The 12,802-nt window shown below is 69.6% G+C and carries 12 protein-coding genes; all 12 read left to right on the top strand.

All coding sequences use genetic code 11. The features are described from left to right. Window positions 1-95: 95 nt before the first annotated feature. On the top strand, window positions 96-1,064 hold the full coding sequence (locus NM1_RS32835; protein ID WP_211339300.1) for a hydroxyacid dehydrogenase: 969 nt from the start codon (window positions 96-98) through the stop codon (window positions 1,062-1,064). Continuing rightward, window positions 1,058-2,119, top strand: coding sequence for a zinc-dependent alcohol dehydrogenase (locus NM1_RS32830; protein ID WP_211339299.1), 1,062 nt, complete (start codon window positions 1,058-1,060; stop codon window positions 2,117-2,119). The genes NM1_RS32835 and NM1_RS32830 overlap by 7 nt, the downstream gene beginning before the upstream one ends. Continuing rightward, window positions 2,116-3,204, top strand: coding sequence for an N-acetyl-gamma-glutamyl-phosphate reductase (argC, locus tag NM1_RS32825; RefSeq protein WP_068029077.1), 1,089 nt, complete (start codon window positions 2,116-2,118; stop codon window positions 3,202-3,204). Before NM1_RS32830 ends, argC begins: the two co-directional genes overlap by 4 nt. Continuing rightward, a complete protein-coding gene (pgk, locus tag NM1_RS32820; RefSeq protein WP_068029074.1) occupies window positions 3,194-4,396 on the top strand; it encodes a phosphoglycerate kinase in 1,203 nt (400 codons plus the stop codon). The genes argC and pgk overlap by 11 nt, the downstream gene beginning before the upstream one ends. After that, window positions 4,393-5,508, top strand: coding sequence for an iron-containing alcohol dehydrogenase (locus NM1_RS32815; RefSeq protein ID WP_068029071.1), 1,116 nt, complete (start codon window positions 4,393-4,395; stop codon window positions 5,506-5,508). Before pgk ends, NM1_RS32815 begins: the two co-directional genes overlap by 4 nt. Before the next feature lie 110 nt (window positions 5,509-5,618). Then, complete coding sequence (locus tag NM1_RS32810) at window positions 5,619-6,980, top strand: cytochrome P450 (RefSeq protein ID WP_068029069.1); 1,362 nt, start codon at window positions 5,619-5,621, stop codon at window positions 6,978-6,980. 12 nt (window positions 6,981-6,992) lie between these two features. After that, window positions 6,993-7,811 (top strand): fatty acid desaturase CarF family protein, encoded by an 819-nt coding sequence (locus tag NM1_RS32805; RefSeq protein WP_084520270.1) that lies wholly within the window; start codon window positions 6,993-6,995, stop codon window positions 7,809-7,811. 19 nt (window positions 7,812-7,830) lie between these two features. Then, window positions 7,831-9,051, top strand: a complete 1,221-nt coding sequence (locus tag NM1_RS32800) for a class I SAM-dependent methyltransferase (RefSeq protein ID WP_068029065.1) — start codon at window positions 7,831-7,833, stop codon at window positions 9,049-9,051. Further along, entirely contained in the window at window positions 9,048-9,767 is a 720-nt protein-coding gene (locus NM1_RS32795; RefSeq protein ID WP_068029062.1) for an alpha/beta hydrolase family protein, read from the top strand. The genes NM1_RS32800 and NM1_RS32795 overlap by 4 nt, the downstream gene beginning before the upstream one ends. Window positions 9,768-9,803: 36 nt before the next feature. Then, window positions 9,804-10,580: a thioesterase family protein gene (locus NM1_RS32790; RefSeq protein WP_068029060.1), complete on the top strand. Its 777-nt coding sequence runs from the start codon at window positions 9,804-9,806 to the stop codon at window positions 10,578-10,580. Between the two features lie 160 nt (window positions 10,581-10,740). After that, a complete protein-coding gene (locus tag NM1_RS32785; protein ID WP_084520269.1) occupies window positions 10,741-12,027 on the top strand; it encodes a class-III pyridoxal-phosphate-dependent aminotransferase in 1,287 nt (428 codons plus the stop codon). After that, window positions 12,024-12,802, top strand: a 779-nt coding sequence (locus tag NM1_RS32780) for an acyl-CoA dehydrogenase family protein (RefSeq protein WP_169814358.1), incomplete at its 3' end; no start/stop codon positions are given. The genes NM1_RS32785 and NM1_RS32780, both read left to right, overlap by 4 nt.

Here is a 12,802-nt window from a genome sequence, read left to right as displayed (position 1 = left end):
AGGTCGACAAACGCCCAGGCCGGGACCTGCCGCCGGGCGGGATCAGGCGAGGGCGGATGCTGAGTCCGTGGCGACAGGATCGCGGCGGAAACGCCGTGGCACCAAGCGATTTCAGGAGAACCCGCGACCGGGTTCTCGTGCTGGACCCGATCGACGAGGGCGCGCTGGCCCATCTCGCGCGGCATTACGATCTCACCGTCCGGTACGGGCCGTCCGCGGGTGAACTCGTCGAATTGATCTGCGATGCCGATGCGGTCGTGCTGCGCAGTGGCGCCCGCCTGCCCGCCGAGGTGCTCGCGGCCGCCGCCCGGCTGCGGGTGATCGTGCGGGCCGGATCCGGAACCGACAATATCGACCTGAACACCGCCCGCCGCAGGGGGATCGGCGTCTTCGGCGTTCCGGGCGAATCGGCCTCGGCGGTGGCCGAACTCGGCATCGGACTGCTGCTCGCGGTCGCCCGCAAGATCGCCGTGGCCGACCGGCGGCTGCGCGCCGGAGTGTGGGACAAACCGAACCTGGCGGGAATCGAGCTCGGCGGCAAGACCATCGGTATCGTCGGCCAGGGCCACATCGGCGTGGCCCTGGCCCGACTGGCATCCGGGTTCTCCATGAATATCCTTGCCGCAGTGGATAACCCGACCGACGAGCGACGAGACCGCCTCGCCGGACAGGGTATCGGCCTGGTCGGGCTTCCCGAACTGCTCGCGGAATCCGATATCGTCGCCCTGGCCGTCCCGCTGACCCCGGCCACCCGGCATCTCATCGGTGCGCCACAGCTGCGGCGGATGCGGCCGACGGCCCTGCTGGTCAATGTGTCGCGCGGGGGCGTCGTCGACGAGACGGCGCTGCTGGAGGGGCTGGTTCGCGGCGACATCGCCGGAGCGGCACTGGATGTCGTCACCGCCGAGGGCACGCGCCCCGCACTGGCCGACCTCGACCAGGTCGTGCTCACCCCGCATATCGGCGCCATGACCGCCGAAGCGCAGCGCCGCATCGGCGAAACGGTGATCCGCACCCTCGCCACCGCGCTGTCGGGTGGCGAACCGGAGAACCGGATATGTTGAGCGTCCCCTCGGCGATGACGGCCGCGGTGCTCGTGGCCGATCGCGAGATCGTCGTCCGGCAGCTGCCCGTACCGTCGCCCGCCGACGATCAGGTGCTGGTGCGCGTCGCGGTGTCGGGGGTCTGCGGGTCCGACGTGGCCACCTACCGCGGACTGCATCCGTACAAACGGCCGCCGATCGTGCTCGGCCACGAGTTGTGCGGGCGCGTCGCGGCCGTCGGCGGTGCGGTGACCGATATCGCGGTGGGCGAGCGGGTCACCTCGGCGGCGTTCTCCTGGTGCGGTGACTGCCCGCACTGCCGCCGGGGTGCGGTGAATCTGTGCCGTGCCCGCCGCAACCTCTGTCATCTCGGCTGGCACGGATCGTTCGCCGACTACGTCGTCCTCGATCGCACCATGGTCTTCCGGCTGCCCGGCGGCCTCGACGCCGAGGCCGGGGCGCTGGCCGAACCGCTGTCGATCGCCACCCACGCGATCCGGATGATCGACGCACCCGCGGGCAAATCCCTGGTGGTGCTGGGGTCGGGCAGCATCGGCCTGTGCTGTGTGCTGGTGGCCCGGACGCTCGGGATCGGCGACACGGTCTGCGTCGACATCGGTGCACCGAAACGCCGGCTGGCCGTCCGGGCGGGTGCGGACGTCTTCGTCGACGCGCGCACCGGACCGCCCGCGGCATCGGTGCCCGGAGCACCGCCGGGCGGCGCCGACGTGACGGTCGTCGCGGCGGGCTATCCGGGTGTGTTGGCCGACGCCCGTGCCGTCACGAAACCGGGCGGGCTCGTCGTGGTGGTCAGCTACTTCGACACCGCGCAGGAGTTCGACCTCAACGCCATGGTCTCCGCCGAGCTGACCGTGCGCTTCTCGGCCCTGTCGACGCCCGCCGACTTCCACGACGTCGTCTCGTGGCTCGCCGGTGGTGTGATCGACCCGACTTCACTGGTGACCCACCGCTTTCCGCTGACACGCGCCGGTGAAGCCATGGAACTGGCCGACCGGGCGGCGGGACTGGCGGGGAAGGTCACCATCCACTGCGCCGAGACCGAGGAGATCCCGTGAGTGCCGACCGCCTGACCGTCGGAATCGTGGGCGGCACCGGGCATACGGGCCGGGAGCTGTGCCGACTGTTGGCGAATCATCCACGGGTTGCGGCGATCCTGCCGACGTCGAGATCCGGTGAACCGTTCGAGCGCGTACACCCCAACCTCCTGGGCAGCGGCCTGCGCTTCGTCACCGTCGGCGAATTGTCCGCGCGCGCAGGCGAACTCGACGTGGTCTTCTTCAGTACGCCGACGGGCGAGGCGATGCGGGCCGCGGGGGCGTTCCATGAGCGCGGGGTCAAGGTCGTCGACCTGAGCGCGGATTTCCGCTTCCCCGACCCGCACCTGTACGAACGGGTGCACGGCCCGCGGCACGAGAACCCGGACCTGCTGGCGGCCGCGACCTACGGCATCCCCGAACTGCACCGCGAGCAGATCGCGGCGAGCAGCATGATCGCCAATCCCGGCTGTTACGCCATCACCGCGGTGCTGGCCGCGGCGCCGCTGCTCGACAGCGGATGGGCGGACCTCACCCGGCCCCTGTCGATCCACGCCGTCAACGGGACCACCGGCGCGGGCGCCACCCCGAATCCGCCGACCATGCACGCCGCCATGGCCGAGTCCATGCTCGCCTACAACCTCGACGGCCACCGCCACGGTCCGGAAATCGAACTCGCGCTGACCGAGCGCACGGGCCTGCCGATCACCGTCGACCTCAACACCACGCACGGCCCGTTCGCCCGCGGCATCCACCTGCAGGCCAATATCGCGCTGGCGGCGCCGCGGACGCGCGCCGAACTGACCGGCCTCTACCGGCAACGCTACGGCCGCGGTCACGACGGCGAATACTTCGTCCTGGTCAACGACGAGCCGCGGCGAAAGAGCCGCAATGCCAAGGAATACGAGCTCTATCCGAGCATCGGCGCGGTACGCGGGTCGAACTTCTGCCACCTCGGCCTCGATGTCGACGCGGCGCGCGGCATCGCCAAGGTGGTCGCGGTCACCGACAACCTCGTCAAAGGCGCGGCGGGCACCGCCATCCAGAACATGAACCTCATGATCGGCATCGACGAGACGACGGGACTGCGCCACTATGGGATCTGACCGCGCGCACCCCACGGTGCCACGGCTGTCGGAACAGTCGATCGCACCGGGTGAGCGGTGGATCTACTCGGCGGGCTTCAACGTCGAACCCGATCTGCGCAGCACCGGGCGCATCGACTGCGAGCTCGCCGATCTGGACCGGCTGGCCACCGCGGGCGCGCGCATCGCGATCCTGGCCCATCAGGGCAGCCACCGCGACGCGACGGCCGGCTCGCTCGAGTTCGCCGCCCGCTACCTGTCCCGGCGGCTCGGCCGACCGGTCGACTATGTGGCCGAGAACGACACCGGCGCCGCCGCTGCCCGGTCGCACTCGCTCGCCCCGGGCGGCATCGTGCTGTTCGGCAACGCTCGCGTGCACGCGGGCGAGGAACGCAACGACCCCGAGCTGGCGCGGCGCTATGCGCGGCTGGGCGATCGCATCGCGGTGGGCGGCTTCTCGAAAGCGCATCGCGCACATGCCTCCAACGTCGGCCTCATCGATCTCCTGCCCGCCGTCGCCGCCGACAATCTCCTCGACGAGATCGACGCGCTGACACCGTGGACCGGCACCCGCGACGACCTGTTGTCCGTCGCGGTCCTCGGCGGGACGAAACCGGAGAAGACCGTGCACGGACTCGAAATCCTCACCCGCAGCTACGATCTCGTGATTCCCGGCGGTGTGGTGCTCAATACGCTGTTGCGGGTGCGCGGGTGCGCGATCGGGGCCTCCGAGCTGGGCCCGGCGCCCGATCGGTGTGCCCGGGTCGCGGCCGCGGTGCTGTCGCGGCGCAATCGGGCCGCGATACACCTGCCCGAATACGTGCTGGCGGCCGATCCGCGCGCGCCGGGCGGCCCGCCCGTCCCCTTGCCGGTCGACGACGGCGTGCCGCGGGAGCTGGCCATCGTCGATTACGTTGTGCGGCCGTCGATTCTGCGGCGACTCGAGGCGCCCGGCCGCGCGGGACGCGCCGTCGTCGCGGGGACACCGAGCCGATACCGCGACGGCCACGGCCGCGCGGCCGCCGTCATCCTGCGGGCGCTGGGTGGTTCGCGGTGGCACACCGTGCTGATGGGCGGCGACACCGTGGCCGACCTGCCGTGGGGTGGCGCCAAGTGCACCGGCGGCGGTTCGGCGCTGGAATATCTGGTCACCGGGACGTGCGCCGTCATCCGGGCATTCGAGCGAAACCTCACCCGGGGAGCCGGTCGATGATCCTCGATCTCCACATTCCGACCCGAATCCTGTTCGGGCGCGGGCGAATCGCCGAAATCGGCGCTCGCACCGCCGATATCGGCGGCACCGCGCTGCTGGTGTGCGGCCGCCACTCCGCGCGGGCGAGCGGACTGCTGGGCACCGTCGAGACGTCCCTGCGCGCCGCCGGTGTCACGCCGGTGCTGTTCGACCGCGTGACACCCGATCCTCGCTCCGACGATATCGACGACGCGGTGGCACTGGCCTCGGACCGGCGCTGCGATGTGGTGATCGGGCTGGGCGGCGGCAGCGCCGTCGATGCCGCCAAGGCCGTATCGGCCGGACTGCGCCACGGACCCGTCGGACCGCTCGTCGCCACCACGATCACGGAGGAACCGCTCGTTCCCGTCATCGCCGTGCCGACCACCGCGGGCAGCGGCGCGGAGGTCACCAAGGGCGCCATCATCACCGATGTCGGCCGCGGACTGAAGGCGGGCATCCGGGGCGCGGCCCTGTTCCCGCATACCGCGGTCATCGATCCGAGGGTATTGCGCACCGGCACAACGGTATTGGCCCGCGACGCGGGCTTCGACGCCCTGGCCCACGCGGTCGAGGGGTACGTGTCGCGGCGCGCCAACCCGGTGACGCGCCGCTACGCCGAACACGCGCTCGTCCTGCTCGCCGATCACCTGCCGAGGTTCGTGGCCGGCGACACCGGCCCCGACATACTCGACAACCTCGCCCTGGCGGCGCTGCTCGGCGGATTCAACGTCGCCACCGCGAGCACGTGCCTGCCGCATCGGCTGCAGCAGGCCATGGGTTCGGTGCCCGCCGTGCCGATCACCCACGGTCGCGGCCTGGCCATGGTCTACCCGGAATGGCTGCGGCGCGCATACCCGTTCGCGCAGCAGCAATTCGACGCGATCGGGGAGATCCTGGGAGCCGACGACGCGAGGGCCGCCGTCGCCCGCGTGATGTCCGAGGCGGGCATTCGCGGGCGGCTGCGCGATCACGGCTTCGACGCCCGGCACCTCGACACGATGGTCGGCGCGGTGACCGGCGATATCGACAACGATCCCATACCCGATGCCGATCGGGAGACCTTCCGGTCGATACTGCGGGCGTCGCTGTGAGCGCGCCGGGACGCGAGTTCCGTTGCGGGATTAGGTCATTCGACCGATGTGGGTGCATCGGGGGTCACGGATCATGGAGCCATTCACCCGTTGTCCGCGAAAGGGCCGAAATGGTGTACCTGCAGTACCTGGAACGACCGCCCGCCGGGTCGGCCCTGAAACAGATCAGCGGCCCCGCCACCAACAGCGTGGTGCAGATGCTGCGGCGGCGACGCGATCCACTGGGGTGCGCGCGCGACAGCGAGGCCCGATTCGGTCCGGTCCATGTCGTGAACCTGTTCGGGGACAAGTGGATTGCGGCGTGCGGCCCGGAGGCCGCCGAACGGATCCTGATGAACAAGGACAGGGCGTTCGCCAACGGCCCCGGCTGGAGCCCGCTGATCAGCCCGTTCTTCGAGCGCGGGCTGATGCTGCTCGACGCGGCCGAACATCGACGGCATCGGACACTGATGCAGCAGGCCTTCACCCCCGCCGCGCTGAAGGGTTACCTGCAGCTGATGCAGCCGGTGGTCCGACGCCATATCGACGCGCTGCCGACCGGCAGCGTGGAGGCGGGCACGCCGGTGCGCATCTACTCCCATCTCAAACAGCTGACGCTGGACGTGGCCCTGGAGGTCTTCATGGGCGCCCGGCTGTCGCGGGCGGAGGCGGACCGCATCAACTCGGCGTTCATCGACAACCTGCGCGCCGTGGGATCGATCGTGCGCGGCCCCGTGCCGGGAGGCCGATGGCGCAAGGGATTACGCGGCCGGAAGATTCTCGAGGAGTTCCTCGCCGAGCGCATCCCTGTCGCCCGTCGCCGCGAAACCGCCGATCTGCTGTCGGTGCTGTGCCGGGCGGCGGACGACGACGGCGGCGGCTGCACCGACGCCGACGTGATCAACCACATGATCTTCCTGCTGATGGCGGCACACGACACCACCACGACGACGCTGGCGAACATGGTCTACCACATGGCCGCCGCGCCGGACTGGCAGCAGCGCGCCCGGCGCCAATCCCTCGCCCGAAATCCGGACCTGTCCTACGACGACCTGGCCGAACTCGGCGACCTGGAGCTGATCTTCAAGGAATCGGCGCGGCTGTGCCCGCCGCTGCAGGTCCAGCTGCGCAAATCGGTGCGTGACACCGAGGTGTGCGGATACTTCGTCCCGGCGGGCTACACCGTCTACATTCCCACCGACGCCAATCACCGGCGCGGTGAAATCTGGTCCCACCCCGATGTATTCGACCCCGGCCGATTCGGTGCGGAACGCGCCGAGCACAAGGCGCACCGGCTCGCGTGGGCGCCCTTCGGCGCCGGGGTGCACAAATGCATCGGACTCTACTTCGCGCAGATCGAAATCAAAATTATTCTGCACCACCTGCTGCGGGACTACGAATGGACGGTGCCCGCCACCTACGAGCTGCCCCTGGACGTGAGCGCATTGCCCGCGCCCAAGGACAAATTGCCGATCACCCTGCACTACCGCTGAACGATACGAGCGATGACCGAATCAAGGGAAAAGACGGCGGTGCCGGATACCATTCCCGCCGGACCCAAGTGGACCGGACCGGACGATCCCGCACCGGGCAGCGAATACTTCGCCCAGCCGTCCTACAGCCGCCGCGAGATCGCCACGCACGTCGCGGGGGCGGTGCTCAATGCGGGGGCGTGTGTCGCGGTCGCCGTCGAACTCGTCCGGGCCGGTGGCACACCGAGCTCGCGGATTCCGTCCGCGGTGGCGGGTCTGCTCGCGGGCGGGTACGCCGCCGATCTCGCCAGCGGCGTACTGCACTGGGCATTCGACACCTGGTTCGACGAGAACACCCCGGGTGTGCGGCGCGTCGTGCTGATCGTCCGCGAACACCACATCTACCCGCAGCGGATCTTCAATCACGGTCTGGCGCAGGATGTCGGGATCATGTCGTGGTTCGGCCTGGCCGGTGTGGCGCCGTCCCTGCTGACGGCGCGCTCGCGCGGTATGGTCGCCGACCTCACGAGGGTGGCGGGACTGAGTTTTTCGGTACTGCTGACGCTGTCGCTCGAATTCCACAAGATCGGGCACCGCACCGAATCCCCTCGCGCGATCGCGGCGCTCCAGCATGCGGGCATCCTGCTGTCGGTGAAGCATCATATGAAACATCATGCGCGGGAACATGATTCGCACTACTGCCTGGTGAACGGCGTCGGCGACCGGACGCTGGGACGGCTCGGACTGTTCCGCCTGCTGGAGCGGGCCGTCCGCGCATCGAGCGGTATCGATCCCCGCACCGACGACCGGCTCTGGCGCCGCCGATTCGGGCGCTGGGTCTCCGGATCCTGATGGCAAGAAGGACTTTTCGATGACAATCCACACCTATGGCACCACAGATCTGCTCTCCGCCGGGAGAGCCGACTCCCCGATCCTGAAGTTCCTGTCCGACAAACTCGTCGACTGCCGGGTCATCCTGCCCGACGGCACCGAAATGACCTTCGGGGCAGGACAACCGCGATTCACCGCGACGTTCGAGACCGAGAAGGCGCTGGCGATGCCGCCGAACCAATTCGCCATCGGCACCGCCTACGTCAACGGCGAGATCGATGTCGAGGGCGATATGGACGCCGTCATGGAACTGCGCTCGCACCTGTCCGGCGGCCTCACCGCACCGGCGGCCCTCGCCCTCGCCCGCGATCTCCTCGCGCCGGCCACGCGAGTCAACAAGCGCGCCATCGACTTTCACTACACCCTCGGCGACGACTTCTACCACACCTTCATCGACACCCGGTGGCGGTTCTACTCCCAGGGGCTGTTCGAGTCGCACGAGGACACCCTCGAGGAGGCGTCGGAGCACAAGCTGGAGCGCATGTGGAACGCGCTGGGTCTGGAACCGGGAATGCGGCTGCTCGATATCGGCGGCGGGTGGGGCGGCGTCGGGCGGTACTGCGCCGCGCGCGGCGTCCACGTCACGGCCGTGACCCTGGCGCCGGATTCGGCGATCTACATGCGCCGGGTGAATGCGCAGGAGGGCCTCGACGTCGAGGTCGTGCACACCGACTTCCTCGCCTACGAGCCGCCGCGTGCATTCGATCACGTGGTCATCTACGGCGTGATCGAACATCTGCCCAACTACCGGCGGTTCGCGGCGAAGGCGTGGGACATGCTGGCGCCGGGCGGCAAGATGTACCTCGACGGGTCGGCGACCAGGGAGAAGTTCGCCATGACCGCGTTCACCCGCAAATACATCTGGCCCGGCCACCACACCTTCATGTCGTTGCCGGACGTGACCCGCGAGCTGCTGCTGCACGGCTTCGAGATCGTCGAGGTCGAACGCGAGACCGCCGACTACGAGCGGACGATGTATCACTGGGCGCGGCGATTCGACGCCGCGCGCGAGCAGGTGGTCGCCCGCTGGGGTGAGGACACCTACCGGAGGTTCCGGGTCTACCTCTGGGCGGGGGCGCATGCCTTCAAGGTCAACCGTCTGCAGGCGTATCACGTTGTCGCACAGAAGCGTACCGATCGGGGACCGCGCCCCCGGCTGCTGCGGCGGCTGGCCGGACAGGCAGTCGCGCTGATCTCATGAGCGCGCAGCCGTTCGTGCTCATCGTCGGCGGCTTCTCCACGCCGCGCGCCGCCCTGCTGCCGTTGCGCGCGCAGCTGCGCGCGGCGGGATGGGCCGCCGGGATCTTCGTGCACCGGTTCGGAATGGATTGCGGCGAAGCAACTTTCCGGCAGCTCCGCGACCACGTCGCCGCGCTGCGCACCCGACATCCGGACGTGGTGGCGCTGGCCCACAGTCGGGGCGGCCAATTCGTGAAGGTGCTGGCGGTGCGCCACCCGGACCTCATCGCCGCAACGGTGGCGCTGGGCGTGCCGACGGTCCGCGGCGTGGACAACCTCGGCCCCGGCACGCGTCGGCGCGTACTGGGTGTGTCGCGCATCGGTGATATCGGCGTTCCGGGCCTGGTCACCGGTTCCTGCCTCCGCGGCGCCTGCTGCGGTGGGTTCTGGGACGATCTCGAACGGCCGTGGCCCGACTCGGTGACCGTGCACAGCGTCTTCGGACTCGACGATACGGTCGTCGACGGCGCCGTCCACGCGAACGGACTGTCGTCGGTGACCTGGGTACCGGGCAATCATCGGGAACTGGTGACCGCGAGGATATCCCGTTCGCACGCGGTGGAACTCGTCCGCGACGTCCTCACGCATCGGCGAGCGGCGGCCCGCGGCAGCGATTCGTGCTACCCCGCACGCCCGGCGTGTCCGATACTTGCTGTGCGGCAGAACGGATTTCGATAGCATCCGCCGCTCCGTGCGGATGCCGGAGGAGGGACCATGGCCGACGCCTTCTATACGCGGACAGGCGAGCACACCTTCACTCCCTCTTCCGCGACCGGGAGCCCGTGGGGGCCCGACACCCAGCACGCTGGACCGCCCGCGGCCCTGCTGGTGCGCGCGCTCGAACAGCACGAGTCGCCCGCACCGCGACGGCTGCGCCGGATCTGCCTCGATATCCTCGCCCCGGTCCTGATGGGCGCGGTCGATATCGAGGTAGACACCGTCAAACCGGGAAAGCGGGCCGAACTCGTCGAAGCCCGCGCCACCGTCGGCGGCCGCACCGTCCTCGCGGCCCGGGGATGGGCGCTGACCGGCGTGTCCGACGGGTTCCCCGCCCCGCCGACCGACGACTCGCCCGCCGAACCACCCGCCCCCGCCGGGACGGTCGACCTCCCCGGCGCCTACATGGCCGGATACATGTCGGCGATCGACTGGCGGTTCGAATCCGGCAGCTTCGACTCCTTCGGACCGGCCGTGGCGTGGGCGCGGCCGAGGATTCCGCTGCTGGCCGGTGAGGAACTCACGCCCTGGCAGCGGACGGTGATCCTCGTCGACTCGGCCAGCGGCGTCAGCCTGCTCGCCCACCCCCGCGAGAACCCGCTCGTCAACTGCGATCTGAACGTCGTCCTGCACCGCGACCCCACCGGGGAATGGATCCGCATGGATGCGGTCACCCACGTATCCGCCGGGCACGGCGCCTCGACCCACGCCGCGCTGTCCGACCGGCACGGCCCGGTCGGCGATTCGATACAGACACTGTTCTCGATCCGATAATTCGGCCTGCCCCGCCAATAGGTTGATCGACCGATGCGGTCATACATCGGCCCCGGCAATTATGTGTTTCAGCAGAAACGATTCACCGAACGTTCATCTCGAACGCCGGATATGAATCTCTTTGCGAATCAGTTGTAGAGACTTTTCGGAGTGCTGTCGCATGCGTACAGAAATACGGGTCGAACCGCCGGAAACGACGGCGCGCGCCATACCGGACGCCGCCGAGACTTTCAGAATCGCGCGCACACGCATGGCACCCGGACTGGCGCTGGCGCAGAAGCTGGCGGGCGGAAGCGCGCTCGAGGCGTCGGCCGACGGCGTGACGGTGACACTGTCGAACGGGCGGACACTGCTGGACTTCGGCTCCTACGGCGTCACCCTGCTCGGGCACCGGAATCCCGCCGTGATCGCGGCGGTGCAGCGGCAACTGGCAACCCTTCCGGCGAGTACCCGCATCCTGGCCAACGCCGCCGCGCCCGCGCTGTGCCGCCGCCTGGTCGAACTCACCGGCGCCCCCTCCCTGACCCGAGTCTGGCTGGGGCAGAACGGAACCGATGCGGTCGAAGCCGCGCTGAAGCTCGCCCGCATGGCCACCGGCCGCCGCCGGGTGGTCGCGCTCGCCGGCGGATTCCACGGCAAGACCCTGGGCGCGCTGTCGGTGACGAGCGGGCACCGCTACCGCGGCACGCTCGAGCCGCTACTGACACCCGGCGTACACCTGGCCGCCGATCTCACCGACGCCGAACACGCGGTGCGCCGACCCGATACCGCCGCGGTGATCATCGAACCGATCCAGGGCGAGGCCGGCATCCGCCCCCTGGACCAGGCCGCGCTGCGGCGGGTCGTCACCGCGGCCAAGATCTCGGGTGTCTTCGTCATCTCCGACGAGATCCAGGTCGGCCTGCGGCGCTGCGGACCCGTCTCCCTCGCGATCTCGGCGAATCTCGAACCGGACGCCGTGCTGTACGGCAAACACCTCGGCGGCGGGATCATGCCGGTCTCGGCCGTGGTGTGCGGCGAGGAGATGTTCGCCCCGATGCTGAGCGACCCGTTCGTGCACACCGCCACCTTCTCCGGTCACCCGCTCGGATGCGCGGCGGCGTCGGCCGCGATCGAGGAGATCGAGGCACGCGCCGCGCACGGCACCCGCCTCGCCGACCACCTGCGCCACGAACTCGGCGACCTCGCGGCCCGATGGCCGCACGTGGTCACACAGATCCGCGGCCGCGGGCTCGCGTGGGCCATCGAATTCACCGACGCCGAGACGGCAGGCCGGATCTTCGCCGATCTGAGCACCGCCGGCCTGCTGGTCAGCCCGTGCCTGGGACGACCGGAGGCACTGCGGTTGCTGCCGCCGATCGTGGCCACCGCCGCACACGTCGAGCGTGCCGTGGCGATCTTCGACGAGGTGATCGGCCGGGTCGTCGCCGAGGGAGCCGCCCGATGAGAGCCGTGCACGAGACGACCCGCGCCGAGGACGCCGCGACAGCGTTCCTCGACCAGGGCTGGTCCGCGCCGACAGTGATACCGGCGCTCGGCCACAACGACCCCGCCGAACGGATAAAAGCCGTGGCGCGCAGCGACTTCGGCGCACTCGCCATACCCGAGCAGCTCGGCGGAGCGGGCCTCGCGCTCGTCGACGTCGCCTCCGCGCAACGGGCACTGGCCCGAGTCGACCCCGCCACCGCCATCGCGCTCAACATGCATTCGCTGAGCATCGGGGTGATGGTCGACTACTGGCGGCGTCATCACGACGACAGCTGGATGCTGCTCGAGGGGATCGCCACCAGCAGAGCGCTGGTCGCCTCCGCCTTCGCGGAACCGGGCGGCAGCCCGAACTTCATGAAGAGCGCCGCGCAGGCGATACCGACGCCGACCGGATATGCGATCACCGGCACCAAATTCCCGTGCTCGCTGGCGACCACGGCCGAAATCTATTGCCTCAGCGCCACGGTCACCGGTACCGCCGACAGCGTCGTGGGTTTGTGCCCGGCCAAGTCGCCCGGCATCACCGTGGGCGCGCCCTGGGATTCGCTGGGTATGCGCGGATCCGACACCGCGCGCGTCGATTTCGACAATGTCGAGCTGGACGACCGCCTCGTGTTCCACCGGGCCCCGCCCGACGACTTCGACGAGGTCGTGGTCTCGGGCATCGTGTGGTTCGTCGTTCTCGTCACCGCCACCTATCACGGCGTGCTCACCGGCCTGCTCGAACGTGCCGT

It is taken from the genome of Nocardia mexicana NBRC 108244, from assembly GCF_001613165.1.
GTDB lineage: Bacteria > Actinomycetota > Actinomycetes > Mycobacteriales > Mycobacteriaceae > Nocardia > Nocardia mexicana.
Note: the sequence above shows the minus strand (reverse complement) of the source record. Positions and strands in the feature narration are given on the sequence as shown.